Source organism: Pantoea sp. X-Soil-TKNS-1207 (assembly GCF_059730485.1).
Window position 1 is genome coordinate 1,181,148 of record NZ_AP035958.1, and the last position, 26,557, is coordinate 1,207,704.

25 protein-coding genes are annotated in these 26,557 nt (G+C 54.2%); 15 read left to right on the forward strand and 10 right to left on the reverse strand.

From position 1 onward, the window contains the following. Positions 1-2: 2 nt before the first annotated feature. The 4 genes from AC6I8V_RS05385 to AC6I8V_RS05400 all read right to left on the reverse strand — a co-directional run bounded on the left by AC6I8V_RS05385 (position 3) and on the right by AC6I8V_RS05400 (position 4,111). Positions 3-1,415 (reverse strand): PTS fructose transporter subunit IIC, encoded by a 1,413-nt coding sequence (locus AC6I8V_RS05385; RefSeq protein ID WP_497844879.1) that lies wholly within the window; start codon positions 1,413-1,415, stop codon positions 3-5. Between the two features lie 22 nt (positions 1,416-1,437). Beyond that, the gene (locus AC6I8V_RS05390) at positions 1,438-1,911 is read right to left on the reverse strand and encodes a PTS sugar transporter subunit IIA (protein WP_497844880.1); all 474 of its coding nucleotides are present in this window, start codon (positions 1,909-1,911) and stop codon (positions 1,438-1,440) included. Further along, the gene (locus tag AC6I8V_RS05395; RefSeq protein WP_497844881.1) at positions 1,901-3,418 is read right to left on the reverse strand and encodes a BglG family transcription antiterminator; all 1,518 of its coding nucleotides are present in this window, start codon (positions 3,416-3,418) and stop codon (positions 1,901-1,903) included. The genes AC6I8V_RS05390 and AC6I8V_RS05395 overlap by 11 nt, the downstream gene beginning before the upstream one ends. A 384-nt stretch (positions 3,419-3,802) precedes the next feature. Further along, positions 3,803-4,111 carry a hypothetical protein gene (locus AC6I8V_RS05400; protein WP_497844882.1) on the reverse strand — a complete coding sequence of 103 codons (309 nt, stop codon included), beginning with the start codon at positions 4,109-4,111 and terminating at the stop codon, positions 3,803-3,805. A 500-nt stretch (positions 4,112-4,611) separates the two neighbouring features. Between AC6I8V_RS05400 and AC6I8V_RS05405 the strand changes: the two genes are divergently transcribed. Further along, a complete protein-coding gene (locus tag AC6I8V_RS05405) occupies positions 4,612-7,344 on the forward strand; it encodes a cation-transporting P-type ATPase (protein WP_497844883.1) in 2,733 nt (910 codons plus the stop codon). Positions 7,345-7,376: 32 nt separating this feature from the next. Here AC6I8V_RS05405 and AC6I8V_RS05410 read toward each other — a convergent pair whose 3' ends face one another. Continuing rightward, the gene (locus tag AC6I8V_RS05410; protein ID WP_497844884.1) at positions 7,377-8,480 is read right to left on the reverse strand and encodes an AI-2E family transporter; all 1,104 of its coding nucleotides are present in this window, start codon (positions 8,478-8,480) and stop codon (positions 7,377-7,379) included. A gap of 184 nt (positions 8,481-8,664) precedes the next feature. Between AC6I8V_RS05410 and AC6I8V_RS05415 the strand changes: the two genes are divergently transcribed. Then, entirely contained in the window at positions 8,665-8,904 is a 240-nt protein-coding gene (locus tag AC6I8V_RS05415) for a DUF1272 domain-containing protein (protein ID WP_497844885.1), read from the forward strand. On the opposite strand, the gene AC6I8V_RS05420 is transcribed toward AC6I8V_RS05415, so the two are convergent. Continuing rightward, positions 8,856-9,368 carry a 2-thiouracil desulfurase family protein gene (locus AC6I8V_RS05420; protein WP_497844886.1) on the reverse strand — a complete coding sequence of 171 codons (513 nt, stop codon included), beginning with the start codon at positions 9,366-9,368 and terminating at the stop codon, positions 8,856-8,858. The genes AC6I8V_RS05415 and AC6I8V_RS05420 overlap by 49 nt on opposite strands. An 870-nt stretch (positions 9,369-10,238) precedes the next feature. Between AC6I8V_RS05420 and AC6I8V_RS05425 the strand changes: the two genes are divergently transcribed. From AC6I8V_RS05425 to AC6I8V_RS05435, 3 genes are all read left to right on the forward strand, one after another. Beyond that, positions 10,239-10,703 carry an RcnB family protein gene (locus AC6I8V_RS05425; protein ID WP_497844887.1) on the forward strand — a complete coding sequence of 155 codons (465 nt, stop codon included), beginning with the start codon at positions 10,239-10,241 and terminating at the stop codon, positions 10,701-10,703. A gap of 110 nt (positions 10,704-10,813) precedes the next feature. Beyond that, a complete protein-coding gene (locus tag AC6I8V_RS05430; RefSeq protein ID WP_497845770.1) occupies positions 10,814-11,641 on the forward strand; it encodes a Cof-type HAD-IIB family hydrolase in 828 nt (275 codons plus the stop codon). A 120-nt stretch (positions 11,642-11,761) separates the two neighbouring features. Beyond that, on the forward strand, positions 11,762-13,690 hold the full coding sequence (locus AC6I8V_RS05435) for a methyl-accepting chemotaxis protein (RefSeq protein ID WP_497844888.1): 1,929 nt from the start codon (positions 11,762-11,764) through the stop codon (positions 13,688-13,690). A gap of 31 nt (positions 13,691-13,721) precedes the next feature. Here AC6I8V_RS05435 and AC6I8V_RS05440 read toward each other — a convergent pair whose 3' ends face one another. Next, positions 13,722-15,032, reverse strand: a complete 1,311-nt coding sequence (locus AC6I8V_RS05440) for an iron-containing alcohol dehydrogenase (RefSeq protein ID WP_497845771.1) — start codon at positions 15,030-15,032, stop codon at positions 13,722-13,724. A gap of 125 nt (positions 15,033-15,157) precedes the next feature. On the opposite strand from AC6I8V_RS05440, the gene gntT reads away from it, so the two are divergent. Beyond that, a complete protein-coding gene (gntT, locus tag AC6I8V_RS05445; RefSeq protein ID WP_497844889.1) occupies positions 15,158-16,474 on the forward strand; it encodes a gluconate transporter in 1,317 nt (438 codons plus the stop codon). Between the two features lie 39 nt (positions 16,475-16,513). Here gntT and AC6I8V_RS05450 read toward each other — a convergent pair whose 3' ends face one another. Then, positions 16,514-17,596, reverse strand: a complete 1,083-nt coding sequence (locus AC6I8V_RS05450) for a malate/lactate/ureidoglycolate dehydrogenase (RefSeq protein ID WP_497844890.1) — start codon at positions 17,594-17,596, stop codon at positions 16,514-16,516. Positions 17,597-17,702: 106 nt separating this feature from the next. Next, positions 17,703-17,948 carry a hypothetical protein gene (locus AC6I8V_RS05455; protein WP_084873357.1) on the reverse strand — a complete coding sequence of 82 codons (246 nt, stop codon included), beginning with the start codon at positions 17,946-17,948 and terminating at the stop codon, positions 17,703-17,705. Between the two features lie 259 nt (positions 17,949-18,207). Between AC6I8V_RS05455 and AC6I8V_RS05460 the strand changes: the two genes are divergently transcribed. The 4 genes from AC6I8V_RS05460 to AC6I8V_RS05475 all read left to right on the forward strand — a co-directional run bounded on the left by AC6I8V_RS05460 (position 18,208) and on the right by AC6I8V_RS05475 (position 20,617). Next, a complete protein-coding gene (locus AC6I8V_RS05460) occupies positions 18,208-18,291 on the forward strand; it encodes a small membrane protein YohP (protein WP_019105993.1) in 84 nt (27 codons plus the stop codon). Between the two features lie 620 nt (positions 18,292-18,911). Next, positions 18,912-19,484, forward strand: coding sequence for a lipid IV(A) palmitoyltransferase PagP (gene pagP / locus AC6I8V_RS05465; RefSeq protein WP_497844891.1), 573 nt, complete (start codon positions 18,912-18,914; stop codon positions 19,482-19,484). A gap of 150 nt (positions 19,485-19,634) precedes the next feature. Beyond that, on the forward strand, positions 19,635-19,844 hold the full coding sequence (cspE, locus tag AC6I8V_RS05470) for a transcription antiterminator/RNA stability regulator CspE (RefSeq protein ID WP_006118399.1): 210 nt from the start codon (positions 19,635-19,637) through the stop codon (positions 19,842-19,844). Between the two features lie 347 nt (positions 19,845-20,191). Beyond that, complete coding sequence (locus tag AC6I8V_RS05475; protein ID WP_497844892.1) at positions 20,192-20,617, forward strand: GNAT family N-acetyltransferase; 426 nt, start codon at positions 20,192-20,194, stop codon at positions 20,615-20,617. Here AC6I8V_RS05475 and AC6I8V_RS05480 read toward each other — a convergent pair. Next, positions 20,601-21,956: an aminotransferase-like domain-containing protein gene (locus tag AC6I8V_RS05480; RefSeq protein WP_497844893.1), complete on the reverse strand. Its 1,356-nt coding sequence runs from the start codon at positions 21,954-21,956 to the stop codon at positions 20,601-20,603. The genes AC6I8V_RS05475 and AC6I8V_RS05480 overlap by 17 nt on opposite strands. A 137-nt stretch (positions 21,957-22,093) precedes the next feature. On the opposite strand from AC6I8V_RS05480, the gene AC6I8V_RS05485 reads away from it, so the two are divergent. Genes AC6I8V_RS05485 through AC6I8V_RS05505 form a run of 5 tightly spaced genes read left to right on the forward strand, consistent with a single transcriptional unit; the run spans position 22,094 to position 26,491 of the window. Beyond that, the gene (locus tag AC6I8V_RS05485; protein ID WP_497844894.1) at positions 22,094-23,053 is read left to right on the forward strand and encodes an ABC transporter substrate-binding protein; all 960 of its coding nucleotides are present in this window, start codon (positions 22,094-22,096) and stop codon (positions 23,051-23,053) included. A 2-nt stretch (positions 23,054-23,055) separates the two neighbouring features. Beyond that, the gene (locus tag AC6I8V_RS05490; RefSeq protein ID WP_497845772.1) at positions 23,056-23,850 is read left to right on the forward strand and encodes a deaminated glutathione amidase; all 795 of its coding nucleotides are present in this window, start codon (positions 23,056-23,058) and stop codon (positions 23,848-23,850) included. 21 nt (positions 23,851-23,871) lie between these two features. Then, positions 23,872-24,759, forward strand: coding sequence for an ABC transporter substrate-binding protein (locus AC6I8V_RS05495; RefSeq protein ID WP_497844895.1), 888 nt, complete (start codon positions 23,872-23,874; stop codon positions 24,757-24,759). Beyond that, on the forward strand, positions 24,756-25,724 hold the full coding sequence (locus AC6I8V_RS05500) for an amino acid ABC transporter permease (protein ID WP_497844896.1): 969 nt from the start codon (positions 24,756-24,758) through the stop codon (positions 25,722-25,724). Before AC6I8V_RS05495 ends, AC6I8V_RS05500 begins: the two co-directional genes overlap by 4 nt. Beyond that, a complete protein-coding gene (locus AC6I8V_RS05505; protein ID WP_497844897.1) occupies positions 25,721-26,491 on the forward strand; it encodes an amino acid ABC transporter ATP-binding protein in 771 nt (256 codons plus the stop codon). The genes AC6I8V_RS05500 and AC6I8V_RS05505 overlap by 4 nt, the downstream gene beginning before the upstream one ends. Positions 26,492-26,557 lie beyond the last annotated feature (66 nt).

Here is a 26,557-nt window from a genome sequence, read left to right on the forward strand (position 1 = left end):
ACTTAACCCTCTTGTGGAAGTTCCTGACTGTCTTTTTTGACAAAACGAAGAATCAGCGCGGTCAGAATCGAACCGGCGGCAATGGCACATACGTAGGCAAAAACATGGGTAATCACGTTGGGGATAAACATCACGAAGATGCCACCGTGGGGGGCGCGGGAACCGCAGCCCAGCGCCATGGAGATAGCACCGGCCAGGCCGGAACCGGCGACGATGGCCGGGATCACGCGCAATGGATCGGCAACCGCATAGGGAATGGCGCCTTCGGTAATAAATGACAGGCCCAATACGTAGGTTACTTTTCCGGTTTCTCTTTCCTGGTGGGTAAATTTCTGTTTAAACAACGTGGTGGCGAGCGCAATGCCTAACGGTGGCACCATCCCGGCGGCCATACAGGCGGCAATCGGCTCATAAATGCCGGTAGACATTAAGCCGATGGCGAACATGCACACCGTCTTGTTGAGGGGGCCGCCCATGTCGAAGGCCACCATCATGCCAATCAGCAATCCCATGATGGCGGCGTTGGTGTTCCCGAGGTTTTCCAGGAAGGAGGTTAATGCCTGCAACAGGATTTTGATTGGTTCGCCGACCACGAAGATCATCAGGGCGCCGGTTAACAACACGCTGAGCAACGGCACAATCAGAATCGGTTTCAGACCCGCGAGCGACTTCGGTAAATTGATATATTTCACAATGGCAAAGGTGATGTAGCCCGCCAGAAAGCCCGCCAGCAGCGCACCGAGGAAGCCAGAGCCGGTATGAATGGCCAGCATCCCGCCCACCGCGCCCGAAACGATCCCCATATTGCCGCTGATGGATTTACTGATGCCCAGTGACAGAATAGGCAGCATCAGCGCAAAAGCCGCACCGCCGCCGATATCAGAAAACATCTTCGCCAGCGGACTGAAATGCGCGTCACCCGGTGTCGCTGCGGTGATGCCGAACGAAAAACTCAGCGCAATTAAGATGCCGCCCGCCACCACAAAGGGGATCATCAGGTTTACGCCGGTAATCAGATGGACATAGATTTGCGATAACAATGAACTGTGGTGATCAGCCTGTGCGGATTCAGCGCTGGCCGGTTTATTTTTGAGTTCGAGTAATTCGGCAGATATTTTGCCGGAGAGAATATCCGTTAATAATCCCTGCGCGTCTTTCGCTGCGCGGGTTACCGGAACACGAATGATTCTCTTGCCGCTGAAACGGGAAAGATCAATCACTTTATCAGCGGCGATTAATACGGTGTCGGCATTTTTAATATCATCCGGCGTCAGGGTATATTCACTCTCAATTGCGCCTTGCGTTTCGACAAGGATATCAACACCCATCTTTTTGGCATTCTTTTTCAAATTCGCTTCGGCAAGATAGGTGTGAGCGACGCCTGTAGGGCAGGCGGTAATGGCTATGATGTTCATTATGCTCTCCTGATGAATATTATTATTCTTCGCTGTTATTAACGATCAAATCATACAGTTCCTCCTGCGTGCGGGAATTAATTAACTTTTCCACGGTGTCATCGTCGCCCAGCGCGATCGATATTTTTGCCAACACCCGGATATGGCCTGCGCCACTGTCCGCATCTTTCACCGCAAACAGAATCACCAGCTTCACATCGGAACTGTCCATAGTTTCCCAGTCCACCGGGGAACTGAGTTTGGCAACGGCAATCCGCGTTTCTTTGACCCAGGATGATTTACCGTGCGGGATGGCGATTTGGTTTTCAAATCCGGTTGAACCCAGCTGTTCCCGCGCCAGCACATCATTAATAAATCCGGCCTTATTGGTAATAACCTGTTCGGAATAAAGGCAGTCGGTCATTTTTTCAATCACTTCAAGTTTGTCTTTCGCCACCAGATCGGTCAGCACACAGGAGCGACTTAATAAATCAGCGACCACAATTTTATCTAACATCACATTTCTCCTTACTGTTCAAATCGGTTCCCAGACATTCAACCACGCGGGCAATATCATTGCGTGAAAACAGTGCCGATACGTAGGCTACCGGCAGTTCAATGTCGTCTAAGCGAATGGTGGAAATAATCAAGTCGCAGCTCTGACTCTGCAATGTCTGTTTAAGTCTGGCGCCTGGCACAATGTCGATAATTTCCCACTCCGGAAATGCCCGGTTAATTCTGCTGGACAATAATTGTGAGGTTCCGATACCGCTGGAGCAGACTAAAATAACGCGTTTTTTCGCTTTGGTATTTTCCAGCGCATTCTGGATATAGATGGTCAGCCAGGCGATTTCGTCATCGGAAGGTGGCGTAAGGCCTTTTTCATTATTTATCGCCAGGGCAACCTTTTTTACCGCCGCAAACACCGGGCCGAACTCACTGCGAATCTCTTCCAGCAACGGATTGTGGATCACGATTCCGTAGGTCAACCGGTTCAGCATCGGCTTGATATGCGAGGCCAGCGCCTTCTTTAGGCCTGCGTCACGGGAGAAATCGATATCCAGCGAGGCTGAAAGGCGGCTGACCAGCAAACCGGCATATTCCATGGCAACCGAATCAGGGTGGTTTTTATCTGTCTCTTCCACTGTAACCGGATGCATCCCGGAGGAAATAATATATTGATAGATATAACTGATTTCGATCGCCGGAAAACGGGTTTGATATTCATTTTCCAGCCAGCGGATCGCGCGCTCCGCAATACGCCATTCACGATTGTCGTAGCGGGAAAAATCATCCTGTCCGGCAAGAGTGCGGTCATGATGCAGATTTCGCCGCAGGGTCACCAGTAAATGAGAAAATAAGTTGGTGTAATAAGGCTCACTGATGGAGCAGCGTAATTCCTCTTCAATAATGGCTATCAGGCTCATGCAATTGGCCACATTTTCTTTGCCGAATTCCGCGATCAGTTGTACGCGAGAGAAGCGATCGATACGGCTATCGGTCATCTGATAATTGCTCAGTACGCTATGGGTGATGATCTCTTTCAGGGCCATTCTGATGTTATAGTCGCTGCCGGAAATAAAGGTGCCGCAATGATTTTTGCTGATCAAAAGAGAGAATTTTTCGATCCAAAATTCAATCTTTTTCAAATCCTCGACGATAGACGAGCGACTGATAAAATATTTTTCTGCCAATGCGCTGATAGATAAAGGTTCAGGTGAATCTGAAAGCAAATCAGTGGTCATGCTGATTAAACGCTTACTTTTCAGGATGCCCATCATGGCATCATCGCCAGTATCATGTGGTACGGCGATGGTATTGTTCACCTCTAATTTCAAACCCAAACCAGGCTTGCTGCTTATTTTATTTTTTCCCAGATAAAACAGGTTAATCACATCCACATCACGGCGAATGGTACTAATGGAGATATTCAGTTGTTCAGCTACGCGGGTCATGGGCAACCACGCATTCTCCAGTGCCAGTAAGTTAACTAACCCGATCTGTCTTTTGTTAAGCACTTTCATCTTTTTCCTCTGCGCAGAAGTTATGTCGGTGCTGGCTGTCAGTGAGTTATAGCCAGTTATAGCGGTGGGAGAAATACCAAAACCTGAACGTAATATGTTCATGGCGATGAACACATTTAATTGAGAGTAATAATCTACGGGCCATCGTTGATAGATGGATAAAAACGATCAGCGGTTAATTGCAGGGAGGATCACATAAAATGGCGAATAAGTAATTTGAAATGGGATTCACTTCACAGAATATTTAATTGAATTTTGATGCAGGGATAAATAGGCAGGGGCAGCGCTTTTTGTCGGGTTAGCGCTGCGGCATCGGCCTGAACATGATGTTCCTTATGCTGTGCGTGAAATGAGGGACGGGCAGGGCAGGGCATTGAGGCTGACTTATGGCCGATAGCTGGCGTTCTGTCTGTCCAGGCTGATAAACAGGTTTTCCGGCATGATAAACATCGTATCCAGCGGGTTGCTACGCTTCATCAGCGTGCCTGACTCTCCGATTCGTTTAAAGGCGAGTTCGGGATGATTACCCGCTTCAACACGCACCGGAAAGACACGTAGTTTTTCGGTGTTATTATCGCCTGTCGGGACTGTTTTGATAATGTGCGGGACTATAATCTCGGTGAGGTTTTTATTATCGCAACCGATGAGAATCAAACAGCATAATAGGGCTGACAACACGGGCCAGTTGTTCATTTTTCCTGCCTCCATCAATTAACAACCGCGGGAATATGCCAGCGTCTCATGATAAATGTATTGATAACCCGCAATGCTAATGCTGATAATTGAATTTTTCTGCTTTCGTTTAACTTTCGTTAAATTTTTTTTCCCTATGCAGCCAGCCTGGAAACAATATAAAAGGTCAGCAGCCCTGCCAGCGTAGTGACGACAACGGCACCGATAACAAAGAGTGTGACTAATCTAATTGTCTGTTTTTGCATAATTTATCCTTGATGTAATTTCTATGGAGAAAAGGGAAATAAGTCTGATCATCGCCCTGCTAAATTCAGGTTTAAGGATCTTCTTATCCTGATAATAATTTACCCTTGTGATTAAAGGGATATGAATTAGCGTCTCAGCTTTTAACTGATAAAAACATGATGTCGGTCATCACGACGGCGGGAAATATTATTAAAGTATGCTTTTAATTTCTGTCGTTATTTATTGATTTAACATTCAGTCGTGCGAGGTTAATTATGAGCATCATTCCTTTTGCAGGCAGGCGAACGGCGTCGACCGATCGGCCCTGGTATCAGCAGGAGAGTACGGCGGTATTCTCCGCATTAAACAGTTCACCGCATGGATTAAGTGCGGAAGAAGCACAAATCCGCCTGCAACAGCATGGGCCGAATGTGCTGCCGCAAAAGCGCGAGAAGTCTGCTTTTATGCGCTTTATCGCCCACTTTAAAGACATGCTGATCTATATCCTGCTGGCCGCCGCGGTGATCACCGCGCTGATGGGCCATTGGGTGGATACCTTTGTCATTCTCGGCGTTGCTGTCATCAACGCACTGATTGGATATATCCAGGAAAGTAACGCCGAGAAGTCATTGAAAAGCATTCAAAATATGCTGTCGAGCGATGCCATTGTGCTGCGGGAAGGAATGCAGGCGACCATCGCCACGCAGAACATTGTGCCTGGCGATGTGGTGCTGCTGCGTCCGGGGGACAAAATCCCCGCTGACCTGCGCCTGTTCGATGTTCACAATCTGCGCGTGGAAGAAGCCATCCTCACGGGTGAATCCACCGTGGTGTCGAAAAACACCGCTGCGCTGGACGGTGAAAAATCGCTGGGCGACCGGCTCAACCTGGCGTTTTCCGGTACCACGGTGAGCGCCGGTACGGCGGCTGGAGTGGTGATTGCCACCGGCGGTGCTACCGAACTGGGCCACATCAATGCGATGATCGCCGCCATTGAGGAGGTCAAAACGCCGCTGCTGGTGCAGATTGATAAACTCGGCAAAGCCATCTTTGCCATCATCCTGCTGATGATGGTGGCGTTGTTTGTGTTTGGCTATCTGCTGCGGGATATTCCGCTGGGGGAGCTGTCACTGTCGGTAATCAGTCTGGCCGTAGCGGCAGTGCCGGAAGGGTTGCCGGCCATTATCTCCATCATTTTGTCACTGGGTGTGCAATCCATGGCGCGCAATCAGGCCATCATCCGTAAATTGCCGACGGTGGAAACCCTTGGGGCGATGTCGGTGATTTGCTCCGATAAAACCGGCACCCTGACCATGAACGAGATGACGGTTAAAGCGGTGGTGCTGGCAGACAGCCAGTGGCGCATCAGTGGCGACAGCTACGAACCGCGCGGTGAATTTCATGCCATTGTTCACGCCAGCGGGCTGGCTGCGCCAGAGGACAGCTTGCTACAGGGCTTTTTACGCACCGTCGATATCTGCAATGAAAGCCAGCTGCGTCAGGACGACGCGGGTCACTGGGGCATTATCGGCGGCCCTACCGAGGGCGCGCTGAAGGTGCTGGCGGCAAAGGCAGGCATCAAAACGGATGATGTTGAGATCGTCCGTAAGCTGCCGTTCGACTCGCTGTATAAATACCAGGCGGTCATTGCGGTGATGGCGGGCAAACCCTGCCTGTTACTCACCGGCGCACCGGATGTGTTGCTGTCGCTGTGCCAGCAGCAGCAGAGTCGCCACGGCGCAGAGCCGCTGGATCGTGCCTGGTGGGAAAGTGCCATCAGCACTTATGCCAGCGAAGGTTTGCGTACCGTGGCCGCCGCATGGCGCTGGCTGCCGGACGTGCCGCAGACCCTCGACCATGACGATCTGCGTGATGGCATGATGTTGCTGGGGCTGGCCTGCATGATGGACCCGCCGCGCCCGGAAGCCATCACCGCCATCCATGACTGCCAGCAGGCAGGCATTCGCGTGAAGATGATCACCGGCGATCATCAGGAAACCGCCATGGCGATTGGTCAGATGCTGGGGATTGGCAACAGCACCTCCGCCGTAACCGGCTATCAGCTGGAGCATATGGATGATGCTGAGCTGGCTCAGGCCGCGCAGGAATACGATATTTTTGCCCGCACCAGCCCGGAGCATAAGCTGCGACTGGTGAAAGCACTGGCGGCGAGTGGGGAAATCGTCGGTATGACCGGTGATGGCGTCAATGATGCCCCGGCGCTGAAGCAGGCCAATGTTGGTATCGCCATGGGCATCAAAGGCACCGAAGTGACCAAAGAATCGGCGGATATGATCCTCGCCGATGATAACTTCGCCACCATCGCCGCAGCGGTGAAAGAAGGGCGCCGCGTCTACGATAATCTGAAGAAAACCATCCTGTTTATCATGCCGACCAACCTCGCGCAGGGGCTGTTGATCATCATCGCGATTCTGATGGGCAACCTGCTGCCGCTCACCCCGGTACAGATTTTATGGATGAACATGGCAACCTCCGCCACCCTGTCGTTTGGCATTGCTTTTGAACCGGCGGAGAGGAATATCATGCGTCGGCCACCGCGCAACGTACGCAGCCCTGTGATGGACGGTTATGCCATCTGGCGCGTGTTGTTTGTTGGTCTGCTGATCTCCATCAGCGCCTTTATGCTGGAAGCCTGGCTGCAACCGCGCGGCTACAGCCCGGAGTTTATTCGCACCGTGTTGTTGCAGATGCTGGTGACGGCACAGTGGGTCTATATGCTGAACTGCCGTAACAACGAGGGCTTTTCGCTCGATGCCGGGCTGCTGAAGAATCGCGGTATCTGGCTGGTAACCGGCGTGCTGATTTTGTTGCAGGCGCTGATCATCTACGTGCCGCTGATGAACACGCTGTTTGGTACCGAACCGCTGCCGCTGAAATACTGGCTGATTTCCCTGGCGGTCAGCGCAGCTATTTTCGTGCTGGTGGAAATAGAAAAACGCCTGACGCGCGGCTGGCGCACATCAGGCGATAGGAGAGTTGCGGGTTAACCACTCAGGCTGGCGTCACAGGGCGGCAGCCATCATTCACGTTGTTTCCCTTCCTCAATAAACTCTTCATCGATCTCTTCGACGTTTTCACGGTTATCGCGACCGGAAAGCAGATTCCAGCAGGCGATAAACAGCGCGGCAATCAGCGGGCCGACCACGAAGCCATTGATGCCATAAACCTCCATGCCGCCGAGGGTCGCAATCAGGATCAGATAGTCCGGCATTTTGGTGTCTTTACCCACCAGCAGCGGACGCAGAATATTGTCCACCAGACCGACCACGACCACGAAGAAGCCGATAAGGAAAAAGCCTTTCCACAGCGCACCAGTCGCGAAGAAGAAAATGGTGGCGGGCACCCAGACAATGGCGGAACCAATGGCGGGCACCAGCGACAGAAAGCCCATCAGCGCGCCCCACAGCAGGCTGCCGTCGATACCGGTAAACCAGAATGCCAGTCCACCCAGTACTCCCTGCACCACCGCCACGACCACGGTGCCTTTCACCGTCGCGCGTGATACCGCGGCAAACTTCATCATCAGATGATGTTTTACGTGTTTGGACAGCGGCAGCGCTTCCAGAATCAGGTTCACCAGCCACGCGCCATCTTTCAACAGGAAAAAAAGCAGATACAACATCACGCCAAAGCCGACGGTAAAGCTGAAGGTGCCTTTACCGATAATAAATACGCTGCCCGCCATGTACTGGCCGCCCTTAAGCGCGAAGCCGGAAAGCTTCTGCTGGATCTGCTCCGCATTGTTCAGGTGGTGATCGGCAAGATAATTGCGCGCCCACGCCGGCAGATGCTGCAACAGGTCGGCAAATACGGCAGGGAACTGTGAGGAGTTGTTTTGCAGTTTGGTATAGACGGTGTTGATCTCCACGACCAGCGAAGAGGTGACGATAACCAGTGGCGTGAAGACGATCAGACAGATGATCAGCAGCGTCAGCAGTGAAGCCAGCCCGTTGCGATCCCCCATTTTTTGCCGCAGTAATGATTTGAGCGGATGGAAAATTACCGCCAGAATCGCCGCCCAAAAAATGGCGGAGAAGTAGGGTGTCAGCACATCAAAAAACGCCACCGTGACAATCGCCAGGATGACAATGAAGAAGCCGATATTCAAACCTTTAACTTGCATTAACACGTCTCTCAGATATAGGGGGCGAATGAACTATAGAAGGTCTGACAGTAAATGTTGAAAATTCGGATGATTTGACCGGCGGCGCGATGTCCCGATTTGTCCCTGCTGTGTCCGCGTGCGGGCTGTCATGATGCAGTAAAGGTAGCGATGATGGTTTATCGGTCACTCACTGGAGAACACCATGCTGGAATTACGTCCCAACTGCGAATGCTGCGATAAAGATCTGCCACCGGAATCGCCGGACGCGCGTATCTGCTCATTCGAATGTACATTTTGCGTGGTATGCGCCACGCAGGTGCTGCATGAACAGTGCCCGAACTGCAATGGGGAACTGGTGCGGCGACCAATCCGGCCAGCCGCCGCGTTGCTGCGTCATCCGGCGTCGACTGAACGCCATTTATCCTCTTCGGCGACACGGTAAATCAGCTGCGGCAACTGCGCTTCGGCGAACACCTCAATGCCATGCTGACGCAACAGGGCGGCGGCAACACCGCTCCCCGGCAGCTTCTGGCCGCTAAAGGTGCCGTTGTAGATGTGCTGGCTCCCGCAGGTGGGGCTGCCATCGGTCAGTAAGGCAAAGCGACACTGCGCCGCCTGGGCGGCACGTAGCGCCAGCCACGCGGCCAGCACATAGTACTGCGTCACGTCGCGACCATCAGATTCGACGATCTGCGCATCACCATGCAGCACCGCTTCGGCATCTCCGCCACGAATTTCGGCGGGCAGACGTGGCGTCGCCAGCCCGGCGGCCAGTTCCGGACAGTGCACCACCAGACGCTGCTCGCTGCGCCAGCGGGTGAGGGTATCCGACACCAGCGCTTTATCGCTGCCGTTATAGCGCACCGCAAAGCCCATCAGGCAGGCACTGACTAATATCTTTTCCATGTGCAGATTTCCCTGAGTTAATCCTGAGTAAATACTGAAGCAGAAGTATTACACAGGGCCTTATTCGCTTCACCTTTCCGGTAAAAAAAGAAAGAGCAATCGGGATGACGAAAAATTAGTTGTTTCGATCAGGTTTGCTAATAACGCTAATATTGAACTCTGTATTAATCACTGTTGTGTATTAAATCGATTTTCTGCCGGTTATAGAGGGGAATGCAGAAGGAAATTAACCGTTGGTGGCAGGGAGTGTCGCGGGCTTAACGGGTCTTTTCTGCCGGATTAACTAAGAATTTTCTTTATACTATTGATTAGTAGCTATTTTTTAAGTCTGTGCAATTTATCGCCGCTTCATTCTTTGATAATTCTTAAGTAACGATAAATATCCCGTCTTGCGTGCTGGTCAGAGCACAGACCTTATTCACGCCAGCACTCTTCATTGCAAAACATTATTTTCTTTCGCCGCTTAATCTTTACGTATTTTTCCGAAAAATGGTCATTTTTAAAAGAATTTTGCATTTTAAAATGGTATGGTTTACCGGCAATGCTAGTGATGTGGTGTTGTGTGCTTCAGTTTTTACCCTCATTTTTGTAGGGTTTACCCTCTTTATGCAATAAATGGATATTAATTCCTCCCGATCCCCGCGATCGGGTTTTCTTTTTTTTCCTCTCAATTCAGCTACCCTTAAAACACGCCATTTTCGGTCCAGTTAATGTCAGGACTGACACAACTGTTAAGAAAGTGATAATTCGAGGTAATTTATTGTAAGTCTGCGGTTTTTAAGAGTTTTGGATATGCTTTTTTGCTTCCATATCATTAATAGTTACGCTTAACGGCGCAACCACTGCCGTTATCATTGGAGGTAACACAGCATGAAAAAAACAACATTGACGGTAGTCGCTTCGCTTATTGCATGCAGCACACTGATTTCCAGCGTTTCCTGGGCCGACGGTCCGGGTGACCAACACTGGCAGCCACACGGTGGCAACCAGCATCAGGACCACGGTAATGGTCCTGATCACGGCGGCAATCGCGGCCCCGATCACGGTGGTAACCGTGGCCCGGATCATGGACATGATCATTACGCGGGTCGCCCGATGCCGGAAGGCCATCACGGTGGTGACCGCTTCGCGTGGAATGGTCATGATTTCCGTCGTGGCTACCCGGCACCGCCGGAATTCCGTGGCCCGCATTATCGTGTAGACGACTGGCGTGCACGCGGCCTGTATGAGCCGCCGCATGGTGAACATTGGGCGTATATTGATGGTAACTATGTGCTGGTTGCTGCCGCCACCGGCATCATCACGGCAATTTTGCTGAATAGCGCCTTCCATTAATCCCTCCCGGACGGATGGCTCCCGCCATCCGTCTTTTCGCTGTTTTCTCCTCCCCACCAGGCTATCCTGTTAGCGATCTGTTTTTCCTTTCAATACGCTAAGGAGTCATGATGACCGTGGTAAAAATGGTGGCGGTAGATATGGACGGCACCTTTCTCAACGATAAAAAACAGTACAACCGCGCGCGCTTTCAGGCCTGTTACACCGAGATGAAACAGCGTGGCATCAAATTCGTCGTCGCCAGCGGCAACCAGTATTATCAGCTCAAATCCTTCTTCCCCGAGATTGCCAGTGAGATCGCCTTTGTGGCGGAGAATGGCGCCTGGATCATCGACCGTGATGCAGAGTTATTCTGCGGCGCGTTTTCGCGTGATGACATCCATGCGGTGATTGATACCTTGCAGCGGGGCCATTATCCCGACCTGAAGTACCTGATTTGCGGACGCAACAGCGCCTACCACTTCCCCAACGCCGATGAACAATGGCTCACCAAAATGCGCCATTACTGCCATCGGTTGAAAGCCATCGACAGCCTTGAAGAGACCGGCGATGACAAACTGTTCAAGTTCGCCCTCAATTTGTCCGACGACTATGTCGCGATACTGATGGCCGATATTGAGCGTTTACATCACGGCGCGGCGGCGGCCACCTCGAGCGGCCACGGCTCGGTGGATTTGATTGTCCCTGGCCTGCACAAAGCCAATGGTCTGCGCCTGTTGCAACAGCGCTGGGACATCAGCAGTGATGCGGTGCTGGCGTTTGGTGATGGCGGCAATGACCTCGAAATGCTGGCGCAATCCGGCTTCAGCTTTGCGATGCAGAATGCCCCCGAACGTGTAAAAGAGGCGGCGCGCTATCAGGCACCGGCCAACAACGACGAAGGCGTGTTGCAGGTGATTGAACAGATGCTGGCCGGTCAGGGGCCGTTCCACCGCTAAGCCCTGAATTTATCCGCTACCTTGCCGATAGTGATGTTGAAGGAACGTTATTTACAACGCCGCAGGCGCGCACTTTCTTATCTCCGTCATTATCGTTGTTCTGGTAAGTAAGGATAAATTATGGTTCCAACCCGTTTGGCTGCCCGGATGACTCTGGGTGGTCTGTTGCTGTTGTGCGTAACAACGGCGATTGTCTTTTCCGTTTTGCTTCTGCGCGGGCAGCCGCGTGTCATCGATGCCAGCCATACGCTGATCGAGCAGGCTGGCAACAACCTGGTCAGCCAGCTCAACCAGCAGTTGTTACGTATTGAAGGCGAGGCCGTCAGCATGGCGCGTCTGGCTGAAGTGTTGCCGCACGATGTGACGCTCTGGCAACACAGCTTCCCGCAAATCATCAACAGCAACGGCAATAAAACCATTGCGGGCGGCGGCGTCTGGCCGGAGCCGGATGCTTATACCCCGGGCATTCAGCGCCGCAGCTTTTTCTGGGCGCGTCAGGCCGATGGATCGCTGGATTATTCGGATGGTTATAACCAGCCGGGTGGTAACGGCTACCAGCAGGAAAGCTGGTACAGCGCAGTGCGTAACGGTCCGCGTGATCGCTGCGGTTGGTCGGAGGTTTATCAGGACCCGGTTTCCGGGGTGAATATGGTCACCTGTAGCGTGCCTTATACCGCAGGCGACCGTTTTGCCGGGGTGGCCACGCTGGATGTGCAGCTGGATAACCTGGCGGGCTTTATGCAGCAGAAAGGGCAGGTGACGGGCGGTTATGCCTTTGCGCTGGATAGCGCCGGGAATCTGCTTTATTACCCCGGCCAGCAGGTGAAATCCCTCACCACCCTGAGCAGCCTGGCGCAAAAGACGCCGTGGCTGGCGCCGCTGGCTGAGCGCACTGCGCAGCTGAAAAATTACGGTGGCGTGGTGACGCTGAATGATTTCGATGATCAATACCTGCATACCCCTGCCGACGTAACGCTGTTTCGTATGCCGGGTACCGACTGGATTATCGGTCTGGTGACCCCGGAAACCGTCGTGACCGGACTGGCGCGTAATATGATGCGCGACATCTTCACCTTCCTGATCCCGGCAATGATTGTGCTGCTGTTGCTGACCTGGGCCTTTACCAAACGTATCGGTCAGCGTCTGAAAGCCACTCATACCGCGCTGGATGCCATTGCCCATGGTGATGGCGATCTGACCCGTCGTCTGACCAAAAGCGGCCGCGACGAACTGGCGGATATTGCCGGTGCCTTTAACAGCTTTGTCGATAAGATTGCTGGCGTGATTATCCGCGTGCAGGGCAGCGGTGAAAACGTGGCGGCGAATGCCTCAGGGTTGGCAAACAGCAACCACGCCCTGTCGGAGAAAATCGCCGAACAGGCGGCAGCGCTGGAGCAAAGTGCGGCGGCGATGGAGCAGCTCAACGCCACGGTGCAGCAAAATGCCGAGAACACCCGGCTGGCCGATGCGGCAGCAGAACAGACGGCGCAGATTGCGCGCAACAGCAGCGCAGTGATGAACGAGGTAGTCAGCACCATGGGGGCGATTCAGTCGTCGTCACGCCGCGTGGCGGAAATTCTCACGGTGATCGACAGCATTGCCTTCCAGACCAACATCCTGGCGCTGAACGCCGCAGTGGAAGCGGCACGCGCTGGCGAGCAGGGCCGTGGCTTTGCCGTGGTGGCGTCTGAAGTGCGGGCGCTGGCGCAGCGCAGCGCCACGGCGGCGCAGGAGATCAAAGCGCTGATTGCGGATTCGGACAGTAATGTGCTGGCGGGCAGTAAGCTGGTGGAAGGGGCCGGGCAGCAGTTACATCAGCTGGTTAACGACGTGCATAAAGTGAAGCAGGTGGTGAGCGAAATGCGCGTGGCGGGTGATGAGCAGAGTAAAGGCATTGCGGAGGTTACGCTGGCGGTGTCGCAGATGGAGCGCGGCATTCAGCAGAACCTGATGCTGGTGACGCAGACTGCTGAAAACACCCAGGCGTTGCGCGATGAAGCAGCGCAGCTGGCGCAGGAGATCGCCATGTTCAAAGTGGTGCAGCAATAAAATAACGGGCAGCGCAGGCTGCCCGTCGTCGTTATGCCAGCGGCCAGGCGGCGGCAATCATCTCGCGCAGGATCTCTTTGTCGTAACTGATCCAGCCATTTTTGCTGTTGGCGCGCGCCACAATCCACTCCACTTCGGCCTCCGTCAGGGCAGGGCCGTCCAGCCAGAACGGCATAATGGCATGGTGCTGTAGCCAGGCTTTCAGCGCCAGGGCGGGTGGTGCCGGATCGTCCGGTAACAGCTGCTGCGCCAGTTGCGCCATCAGACGTTGCTGCTCGGGATGTTCGCTTTCGGCCAGCACATCAAGGAAGGGGAACAGCAGTCGCCCGCACACCTCACCATGATGGAAAGGCTTAATCGCCCCCAGCTCGCCGGCAATCCCGTGGATCACCCCTAATCCGGCGCTGCTCAGACAGACGCCACCCAGCCAGGAAGCCATCATCATCGCTTCACGCGCGTCATCCCCGGATTGGTCGTCACGATTGAGCGCTGGCCAGGCTTTGCAGAACAGTTGCAGCCCGTTGAGTGCCATTTGCTGACTGAACAGATTGCCTTTGCGTGACAAATACGCCTCAAACAAATGGGTAAAGGCGTCAATGGCGCAGGTTGCCAGCACGCTGTCCGGCGCCCCTTTCAGCAAATCCGGGTCAAGAATCGCCACCTGAGGCACAAACACCGGATGACGCAATGAGGCTTTCACCTGGATGTTTTGCTGGTCGGTCACCACGGCGTTTTGCGTCGCTTCACTGCCGGTACCGGCGGTGGTGGGGATGGCAATCAGCGGCAATGTCACCGGTTGTACTGGCGTATCGCCCACTTTTTCCAGATAACGCGCGGTAGGCAGCGGATGCTGCATCATGGCGCTGAAGGCTTTGGCCGCATCCAGCACGCTGCCGCCGCCAATCGCGACTACGCGATCCACATGGCCGCGCCAGCGGGTGACCCAGCGATCGATCTCATCGGGCGAGGCTTCGTGGCTGACGATTTCATAGCCGAGGATGTGGTCGTTGAGCGCCGCGCCGAGGCGTTGCCAGGCCGGGCCATTCAGAAACGAGCGACCGCAAAACAGCAGCGTCGGCTGCGGACTGGCCGCCAGCAGTGGCACCAGCCGGTCAATGCTGCCGCGGGCAAACAGGGTTTGTTGATTACTGTACAGCTCGATCAGATTCTCACTCACCTGCAGATCCTTTTTCATGGGCGGAAAGACCCTAGTGTAACCAAAAGCCTGGGCACTGCCGGGGCAAACATTCTGATAACCGGCGAACAAAAAGTTGATCACCTTCTCAAAACAGAAATTCACCCGGCGCGGCAGGTGATTTATTTGTCGTGTTACCCTTAACATGATACCGGTAACAAGATGCGTCACGATGTAACAACATGTCGAACGTGGCTGTACCCATCGTCTTCTGGACTTATCACAACAAACCGCTGCCGGTAGCAGACCGTGCAACAAGGTGGAGAAAAACTATGCCATTACTCTACGTGGCAATTGGCGTGGCGTTACTGCTGCTGCTGATGATTCGCTTTAAATTGAATGGATTTATTGCCCTGATCCTGGTGGCGCTGGCGGTCGGTATGATGCAGGGGATGCCGGTCAACAAAGTAATTGGCTCGATTAAAACTGGCGTCGGTGGCACGCTCGGCAGCCTGGCGCTGATCATGGGATTTGGTGCCATGCTGGGCAAACTGCTGGCTGACTGCGGTGGCGCGCAACGGATCGCCACCACGTTGATTGAGAAATTCGGTCAAAAGCATATTCAGTGGGCGCTGGTGCTGACCGGCTTTACCGTGGGATTTGCGCTGTTCTATGAAGTCGGCTTTGTGCTGCTGCTGCCGCTGGTGTTCAGCATTGCGGCCTCAGCGCGCGTGCCCCTGTTGTATGTGGGTGTGCCGATGGCGGCTGCGCTCTCCGTAACGCACGGCTTTCTGCCGCCGCATCCGGGTCCGACCGCCATTGCCACGCTGTTCAATGCCGATATGGGTAAAACCCTGCTGTTTGGCACGCTGCTCGGCATTCCGACCGTTATTCTGGCGGGGCCGGTGTACGCGCGTTTCCTGAAAGGCATTGATAAGCCGATCCCGGAAGGATTATGGAACCCGAAAACCTTCAGTGAAGCGGAGATGCCGGGTTTTGGCGTCAGCGTCTGGACGTCGCTGGTGCCGGTGATCCTGATGGCGCTGCGCGCGGTGGCTGAAATGGTCCTGCCGAAAGGCCATGCCGTGCTGCCCTACGCCGAGTTCTTCGGCGATCCCATCATGGCAACGCTGATTGCGGTGTTGATTGCGATCTTCACTTTTGGTCTGAATCGCGGCCGCAGCATGGATGAGGTGATGGGGACGCTGAGCGATTCAATCAAAATCATCGCTATGATGCTGCTGATTATTGGCGGCGGCGGGGCGTTCAAGCAGGTGCTGGTGGACAGCGGTGTCGATAAGTACATCGCCAGCATGATGCATGAAACCAACGTTTCTCCGATCTTTATGGCGTGGTCAATTGCGGCGGTGCTGCGTATCGCGCTTGGCTCTGCGACGGTGGCTGCGATTACCGCGGGTGGCATCGTGGCGCCGCTGATTGCCACCTCAGGGGCCAGCCCGGAACTGATGGTGATTGCGGTGGGATCCGGCAGCGTCATTTTCTCCCACGTTAACGATCCTGGCTTCTGGTTGTTCAAGGAGTACTTCAACCTGACCATCGGTGAAACCATTCGCTCCTGGTCGGTGCTGGAAACCATTATTTCGGTCTGTGGCCTGGTGGGTTGCCTGCTGTTGTCGATGGTGATTTAAGGTAAAAAACGCTGAGGCGGTGTGCCTCAGCGTGGCGGTCTATTGCGCCAGCGCGCGGAAGGCCGCCAGTTCTTCCTCGGGCATTCCTGCCTGTAACGCCGCCTGGCAAATCTGCTCCCAGCTATTGCTATCCAGCGGAATGCCGTCGCGCTCGCGTTCACGACGATTGTTCTCTTCCCATTCCCCCGGCACCATAATCGGTGCATCACCGCTTTGCGGTGAACGTTTCACCCAGCTGAGGAAAGCCTCCGCTTCCTGCTGCATCGCCGGTGCGTCGAATGCCTCCGGGTTAACAATAATGGTGGTCATGCAGTTGAAGATCGCATCGTGGCAGGTCGTCAGGGTTGCATCATGGGTCGTGCGGCCACCGGACAGCGCGCCGCCAAGGATTTCACACATGGTCGCCAGCGCATAACCTTTGTGCAGACCAAATGGCAGCAGTGATCCGTGGGGTTCCTGATGCATCACGCCCGGCTCGGTGGTGGCGTTGCCCTGATGGTCGATCAGATAACCCGGTGCAACCTGTTGTCCTTTATTCCATGCCACGCGGGTTTTACCAAAGGCGATACCGCTGGTGGCGAAATCAAGCAGCAGCGGTTTGCCGTTGCTCCGGGGGAACACCGCGCAGAAAGGGTTGGTGCCGAAACGACGGTCGCTGCCGTTAAACGGCGCCACCATCGGATCGCCAGGAACGTTGACGAAGTGAAAAGAGACAAACCCTGCCGCAGCACACTGCTCCGCCCAGTGGCCGATGCGGCCAATATGGTGCGAATGATGCAGGCCCACGGCGGCGATGCCAAATTTGCCCGCACGCTCAATCCCCAACTGCATGGCTTCCCAGGCAGCCACCTGGCCAAAACCGTTCTGTCCGCTGACGGTAATCACCGCACCGACATCTTTTACAATGGTGGTGTGCTGGTTAAGTTGCAGAAAACCCTGCGACAGCGAAATCATGTAGGACGGGATCATGCCCACGCCGTGGGAATCATGGCCAGCAAGGTTCGCCGCCACCAGATGATCGGCCACCAGCCGCGCTTCGTCGGCGCTGCTGCCAGCATGTAACCAGATAGCCTGCACGAACTGATGGAGCCGGGAAGAAGGGATACGATGAAGGGCACTCACGGGGTTGATCTCCTTTCAAATTGGGATATCCATCCTGCGACTATTGATTAATAACGGCAAGTGAGTGTTTCAAAAAGCAAAGGGCCACAAAATGTGGCCCAAAAACTCAGTGCGGTTGTTCAAAACCCGCTTTGACCATCTGGTCGCGCAAGGCGCGGGTAATCTCACGGTTCCCACCCGTGACGGGATAAATGACATTGTTGACGACATCGTCAAGATAATGCTCTTCAAACTCCTGCATGGTCAGCTGTGTGCCACCTTCGTCATTTATGGCAATGCTTCCGCGTATGTGATTGCCATAGTCCTTTGCCTTAAGGCTATAACGTCCCATGCTGGTATTTATCGTGCTCATAAAATCTCCTTGTTACTTAGGCAGTGATAACAATTGAGGCCTGCTACAGGCGCTGTAAGTTTAGACAGTGCGTAGTTGAGGAACGAAGCGGCAAGGTTAAGAAAAATCCGTAGCTGCGACCTGTCTCGCAGAAATAATCCTGAAGTAAGCGAAGTGGCAGCAGGGGGCCGTGATGGTTCTCGCAAATGGCGGCAGACGCAGGATGTTCATCTATACTGGAGTGAACAGACGCTATTAATAACGCAACAAGGAGCGGAAAATGAAAATAATCCTGTGGATCATCGCAATCATATTTATTGTTGGGCTGTTGACGCTGACTGGTGTGTTTAAACTGATTTTCTGACAAGTTCAGGCACCCGAGGGTGCCTGATAATGCTTACTTTGCATTAGTGAAAAGATTTTCGAAGGTGCGTGAGATGGGAAGATTCAAATCGCGCAGATTTAGCGGTTTCTGGCAGCCTGCGCAGCAGGCACCATGGTGGCTCTGCTCCCTGGCGTGTTTGGTGCCTGGCCGCGTATAAAAAAACCTGGCACATCCACAACGGCTACAACGGATAGTCATCAGCATTCCTCTTCATCTCCCTCCTGGAACACTGAGATTTATCTCATTCATCCCTTTAGTTCAAACGATAAATTTCATTAATTTATTTACGTAATTAATAATGAGATTCAGGTAACTGAAAATTAAGTAATTTCTTAAGGTGATTAAGAAGAAGGGAGTGCACTTTTTGTCTTTTCCGCTAATGCGTATTTCGTTTATCCCTCGTTCCAGAAGCCTTTCTTCATTGCGGTAAAATTAATCATCTGCATGTCTGATTATCCAGACAATGCCTGGGGAGTTTTCCGGTGCGTTTCATTAAACTTTTCAGGTAGTAGCGTTGAATCAGGTAGATATGGGGTGTTCACCCTGCGCGATAAGCAGCGTTCTGCCCTCTCAGAAATTGTTTTACAGGAATAATTGTTGTGAATCGGTACATTGCTGCAGCCTGTGTTGGCTGCATGTTGACCTTTGGCGTCACTTTTTCTGCCCAGGCAGACTCCGCTGTTCAGACTATCAAGTCAGGCTGGAACACCTTCAGTAACAATGTGGCTGAGACCTGGTCGCAGCCGCAAAATTATGATTTTTATCTGCCCGCGATTACCTGGCATAACCGCTGGACCTACGACGACGAGCATATCAATAAATACAATGAACGCCCGTGGGGCGCGGGTGGTGGCGTCTCGCGCTGGGATGAGAAAGGCAACTGGCACGGCCTCTATCTGATGGCGTTTAAGGATTCTTTCAACAAGTGGGAGCCGATTGGCGGCTACGGTTGGGAAGCGACCTGGTGTCCGTTGAGTGATGAGAATTTTCACATCGGCGCAGGCTACACTGCGGGGGTTACTGCCAGAGATAACTGGAATTATATCCCGATTCCGGTTTTATTGCCGCTGGCATCCGTAGGTTATGGGCCAGTAACCTTCCAAATGACTTATATTCCAGGCACTTATAACAACGGCAATGTCTATTTTGCCTGGTTAAGATTCCAGTTTTAGCGGATTAAGACGTGCTGAAAGTGTAAAGGCTGACGAAAAAGACGATATTTATCACTTTTTCATCAATTCGCACTGGACAAATGTCACCGCAATTGCTGTACTAGACGCCGACACAGTTTAGTGTCCATTTTTCATGTAAAGGTAATATAGATGTCCAAGATCAAAGGTAACGTTAAGTGGTTTAATGAATCCAAAGGATTCGGTTTCATTACTCCTGAAGATGGCAGCAAAGATGTATTCGTACACTTCTCTGCGATCCAGAGCAACGGCTTCAAAACTCTGGCTGAAGGTCAGCGCGTTGAGTTTGAAATCACCGACGGCGCTAAAGGCCCATCTGCTGCTAACGTTATCAGCCTGTAAGTTAACACGCAGAATTCTAAAAACCCGCCTCTGGCGGGTTTTTTTATGCCTGCCACCAAATCGTGGCCCATGCGATAACGGCTAAGGTGCTGATGGCTAATGCCAGCATCTCATCCAGGGTGCGTGGGATCATTCTCTTCATTGCGCTTGCCTCCTGATTCATTCAGGCCAGCATGGCAAAGCAACATTAACCCTGCCTTAAGCCCTGATGACAGAGGCATGACAGGGCACAATCTGCGGGGCAACTCACAGATAATCCTTGTAACATCCCCATAACAATCCTTACTTGCAGCTTTTTTGCTGACAACGCTATATAACAGCAGGAAATGGATTACTGAGGAGGCAGGATGAATATACGTCAGGCACAGGCGCAAGACAGTTTTGCTCTGAGCGCGCTGCTGACCGAACTGGGTTATGCAGGCACGGAAGAGTTTATTGAAACACGTTTAGCACAGCTTTGTAGTCATCCGGATGAAGTATTGCTGGTGGCCGAACATGGCAGTCAGGTGCTCGGTTTTCTCTCGCTGCACTTTATCCCGCAGCTGGCGCTGGCCGGGGATTTTGCCCGCATCAGCTACTTTTGTATTGCCGAAGGTGAACGCAGCAAAGGCAGCGGCCAGCAGCTACTCAGCTATGCCGAACAGCTGGCGCGCGCGCGCGGCTGCAACCGTATGGAAGTGCATTGTCACGCCTCGCGGCTGAAAGCGAACCAGTTCTATGCACGCGAGGGTTATGTCGAATCCCCGCGTTATCACATCAAAGATTTGGGCTGAGGTTAATCTCCCGCCCGGAAGCAATCACCAGCGCGTCAGCAATGCTGTCGAGTTGTTGCAGCGGCAGCAGCGCGGTACTGACGCGAATGAATTGTTCGGCATTGATACTGTAGCGCTCACCCGGCACGACGGCGATACCCCGCGCCGCCAGGGTGATCATCGCGTATTGTTCCGAGGCAACAGGAATATACAGGCTCAATCCATCACGTTCCTCCAATGGCATACCGCGCGCCAGCAGGGCATGGCGTAGCTTCTGACGACGTTCCGTATAGAGGATTTTGGCCTGCTGCACTTTTTGTTGTGTATCGACGTCAGTCAGCATCCAGGCAACCGCATCCTGCAAAATGCGACTGGTCCAGCTCACGCCGAAGTTGCGCCATGCCTGAATGCGTTTCACCAGTTCACTGGTGGCGGAAAGGACGGCGAGGCGCAGATCCGGGCCATAGGCTTTGGAGAACGAATGCACATGCACCACGCGTTCCGGATAATAAAACCCGAGGCTCCACACCGGCCAGCGTGACAGATCGCCAATGCCATCATCCTCAACAATTAACGTCTTACTGTTGGCCAGCACCCGCGCCAGTTCAGCACTGCGCTGCTGTGTCACCGTATGTCCCGTGGTTGAATGCGTACGCGGCTGGTAGATAAACATCGCCGGCGATTTAAGCAGCTGCGCCGCCAGTGCGGCCGGAATCGGCCCCTGATCGTCACAGGGTAGCGGCAGAATTTCCGCCCCGATGTTATCCAGCATATCAAGCAGACGAGTGGCGGTAGGATCTTCAATCATCACCCGGTCGCCCGGCGACAGCAGCGTCTGCACGATCAAATTCATCGCATCGAAGCCCCCGTCCGTGGCAAGCCACGCCTCAGCCGGGTAGGGCCAGCGCGGAGCAATGGCGGCCAGCAGCTGTGGTGAGATGGCCTCACGCTGGTAGCTGTTAAGCTGGGGCGACTGGATGCCCGCCAGCATGGCCTGTTGCAAATCCGGCAGCAGCGCCGGATCGGGCGAGGCCATCGCCAGATCCGCCTGAATGTTATCGCCATAGTTGCCGATTTTTTCAAAACGAATAGGCCGCGGCATCACCGTGTTGCCGCACACCCACACGCCACTGCGCCCCTTACCGGCCAGCACCTTCTGTTTTTTCAGCTGCGACCAGGCCGCCGACACCGTCGCCGGACTTACTCCCAGCAGCTCTGCCAGCTCGCGCACCGCGGGCATTTGCATCCCCACGGCAATCTGACCGTCGCGAATTAATGTTGAAGCGACAAGCGTAATGCCCTTCACCGACGCATCGGTAATTTGCGCGCTGAACCACTCGATATCTACCGTTTGCGTCATAAGAAAAACCTTTGTTCAGTAACAAAGAATTTATTGTTCAGATTAGTATTCCCGATTTAGTATCAAATTCAAGCACTATTTGCTGAATAAATAAACGCAGCCTGACTGCACACAGGAAAGACGGGGAAACGACAACTATGGTAACCATCAGACTGGCGGTTCGTGACTGGGATTACTTCACGCCGCTGGCGCTCGGCGACATCAAGCCGGAAGGCTTTCAGCTGGAAATTGACCGCGTTGGCACGCTGGTTGATAACCTTGGCAGCAGTGAAAAATACGATGCTGGCGAAGTTTCGTTCAGCCGCTATGCTCAGGCACGCGCCAAAGGCGATACCTCGCTGCTCGGTCTGCCGCACTTTCTGATGCGCGGCTTTCGTCAGCGCTGCATCATCACTACCGCCGACAGCCCGATTACCACGCCTGCGCAATTGAAAGGCAAAAAAATCGGCGTCACCGGCTGGCAGGACTCCGGTAACACCTGGACGCGTACCGTACTGCGCGAAGCGGGTGTCGATATCGACGATGCTTACTGGTTTGCCGGACGGCTGACGGAGGAGCATCCGATCGTTGATCGTCTTGCCGGATTTGGTCGTCCGGGGCGTATCGACGTGGCGCCAGGTGAACGCCCGCTAATTGAGCTGCTGAAAGCCGGTGAGCTGGATGCGGTGTTCACCCCCTTTATGCCGGAGGGTTTTTTCCTGCCGGAATCGGGTCTGCGTCAGTTGCAGCTGGATTTTGTCAGCGCCGAGCGCGACTACTTCAACCGGGTAGGCTATGTTCCGGGTATCCATATCCTGGCGATCAAACCGGCGCTGGCCGCCGAACATCCATGGCTGCCTCAGGCGCTGAGCGACCTTATCGATCGTTCGTATGAGTTGTGGATGAAGAAACGCGAGAAATACGCCGACACCACGCCGTGGTTACTGGATGATTTGCGACGCACCGCGCAGGAATTACCGGCCGACTGGAATCAAAACGGTTTTATCGCGAATAAAAAGATGATTGCGGATTTCGCCAGTGAACTGTTCGAACAGGGCTTAACCAAAACGTTGCTGACGCCGGAGGTGATTTTCCCGGCAGCGGCGCAGGGGGAGTAATGATGAAAGTAGCAATGGGACAATTTGCGGTCAGCCGCGAATGGCAGGAAAACGCCGATATCTGTATCGGCCTGATGAACAAGGCGCTGGCGGGTGGCGCCGATTTGCTGGTGCTGCCGGAAGGCGTGCTGGCGCGTGATATCGCCGATCCTGACCTGGTGCTGAAAGCGGCCCAGCCGCTGGATGGCCCGTTCCTGACGCAACTGCTGGCGGTGAGTAAAGGTAACGCCCTGACCACCATGATGAGCGTGCATGTACCGACCGAAGGGCAGAAAGCGCTGAACGTGCTGATTGCCATACGCAATGGTGAAATCATCGCTGAATACGTAAAACTGCACCTGTACGATGCGTTCGCCATGCAGGAGTCGCAGCGCGTCAACCCTGGCGATGTCATTCCGCCGCTGGTTGAGGTGGCAGGAATGCAGGTTGGGCTGATGACCTGTTATGACGTGCGTTTCCCGGAGCTGGCGCGTCGCCTGGTGCTGGATGGCGCCGATGTGCTGGTGCTGCCTGCCGCCTGGGTGAAAGGTCCGCTGAAGGAGATGCACTGGGAGCTGCTGACCACGGCACGCGCGCTGGAAAACACCTGCTATATGGTGGCGGTGGGGGAATGTGGCCCGCGCAATATCGGTAACAGCCTGGTCATCGACCCGCTCGGCGTGGCGATTGCCAAAGCGCCGGAGTCGGCGGCGCTGGTGTTTGCGGACCTCGATCCACAACGTATTGCTTACGCGCGCAGCGTTTTGCCGGTTCTCGAGAACCGACGTTTTGCCCGACCGGAATTAAAAACACACTGACAGCTCTGGGGAAATCACCGCATGAAAAAAATCACTACCGCCATTGCGCTGGCACTGGGTCTGACGGCCACCTTCGCCCAGGCTGCCGATGCTATCCCGACGCAAAAAGTGGATCAGGCGCTGCACGATCGTCTGCCCGCTGATATCAAAAGCGCGGGCAAAATGGTTGCTGTTAACAACGGTTCTTTTCCGCCGTATGAGATCGTCAATGGTCCGCATTCAATGGACGGTGCCTCAGCCGATCTCTCCGAGGCGCTGGGTCAGTTGCTGGGCGTAAAGATTGAACACGCCACCGTCAGCGGCCTGTCTGGCGTGCTGACCGGGATTAACTCGGGTCGCTACCAGCTGGCGATTGGTCCGATTGGCGACTATCCGGACCGTCAGGAGAAGGTCGACTTTATCGACTTTGTGCAGGAATTCGTGGTGTTCGGCGTGCAAAAAGGCAATCCGGCGAAGATTAACGGTCTGGATGACACCTGCGGTAAGCGCATTGCGGTAATGGCTGCCGGTTCCGCCGAGCAGGTGATTCGCAAGCAGTCCGATGCCTGCGTGGCAGCGGGTAAACCGGCGGTGGTAGTGCAGTCGTTCACCGATCAGCCTTCATCGATTCTGGCGGTGCGTTCGAAGCGTTCTGATGCGTTCTTCTCGTCACAGGCGCCGCTGACTTACTTTGTTGAGCAGGCCCATGGCCAGCTGGAATTGTCTGGCAAAGGCCAGAAAAATGGTTTCGGCGATATCTTCCAGGGCACCGTGGTGCCAAAAGGCTCTGAGCTGGGCAGCGTGGTGCTGGATGCCTATAAAGAGTTGTTCAGCAACGGCACCTATGCCGCCATCATGAAGAAGTGGAAGCTGGACGGGAACATGTTGCAGGCGCCGGGCCGTAACCTGGCGAAAGGGGCGGCTAAATGAGTTTAAACACCAACGATTCGCGAGCCAGGGATAAGGCCGACGTGCAACAGCGCGACGTGGCTTTTGCCCGCAGCGCACCCACTTATGGACGCTGGGTCTCATGGATTGTGGTGCTGGTGATCGCCTCCAACTTTCTCTGGCTGGTGGCGACCAACCCAAACTTTGAGTGGCAGGTGGTGCTGAAATGGTTCACCGAAGGCTCGGTGCTGAAAGGGCTACAGGTGACGCTGGGGCTGACCGTGGTATCGATGATCCTGGGCACGCTGCTCGGCCTGCTGCTGGCGGTCTGGCGGCTATCGGAGAACAAACTGCTGAGCGGCCTGTCGTCGCTCTACATCTGGTTTTTCCGTGGGACGCCGCTGCTGGTGCAGCTGATCTTCTGGTATAACCTGTCGACGCTGTTTCCGACGCTATCGATCACCATCCCCTGGACCGGGATCACCTTCGCCAGCTGGAACACCAACGATCTGATCACCCCGTTAACCGCGGCGATTGCCGGCCTGGCGCTGAATGAAGCGGCCTATATGGCGGAGATTATCCGTGCGGGCCTGCTGTCGGTGGATAACGGCCAGGTGGAAACCACCCAGGCGTTCGGGATGAGCCGTAGCCGGGCGCTGCGCCGTATCATTATCCCGCAGGCGATGCGTTCCATCATTCCGCCCACCGGCAACCAGTTGATCAGCATGATCAAAGCCACCTCGCTGGTGAGCGTGATCGCCATGGGCGACCTGCTCTATTCGGTGCAGGCGGTGTACAACCGCACCTTTGAAATCATCCCGATGCTGATGGTGGCGGTGATCTGGTATCTGATCATCACCTCGATTCTTAACGTCGGCCAGTCAGCAATCGAACGCTACTACGCGCGTGGCACCAAACGCACCGTGATGGCGACTAAGCGCCGCGCTCCCGGCGACGATGCTGCGGTTTCAGGTCATCGTCAGCTGTTGCAGAAGGAGGATGTATGAGTGCCGTTCAGCCGCTGGTGCGCGCCCGCAATGTACAGAAAAGTTATGGCGACAATGAGGTGCTGAAAGGCATCGATCTGGATGTGTTTCCCGGTGAGGTGGTGGTGATCCTCGGGCCGTCCGGTTCGGGTAAATCGACCTTTCTGCGCTGCATCAACCATCTGGAAGATATGAACGCCGGTTCGATTATGGTCGGCGAGGAACAGGTTGGCTACGCGCTGAAAAAAGGCATTCTGCATCGCCTGTCGGCGCGTAAGATCGCCCATCAGCGTCAGAAAATTGGCATGGTGTTTCAGCAGTTCAATCTCTATCCCCATATGACGGTATTGCAGAACATCATTGAAGCACCGATTGGGGTGCACAAGTTTCCCCGCCAGCAGGCGTTGCAGCACGCGCGTGAGTTGCTGGCGACGGTGGGACTGAGTGATAAAGCCGATGCCTGGCCGCGCCATCTGTCGGGCGGTCAGCAACAGCGGGTGGCGATTGCCCGCGCGCTGGCGATCAAACCTGCCCTGATGTTGTTTGATGAACCAACCTCAGCGCTGGACCCTGAGCTGGTGGGGGAAGTGCTGGCTACCATGCGGACGCTGGCCGATCAGGGCTTAACCATGATTGTGGTGACGCACGAGATTGGCTTTGCCCGCGAAGCCGCCGATCGGGTAGTATTTATGGATGGTGGCGTGGTGGTGGAGCAGGGCAGCCCGGAGCAGGTGATAGGCAACCCGCAACATCCGCGTACCCAGGCTTTTTTAAGCCGTTTTATCTGATATCGTGCCGTCGCTTTCCGGCGGCCGATCTTACTCTGTTACAGATTGCAGTTGAGCTGGTCAGCG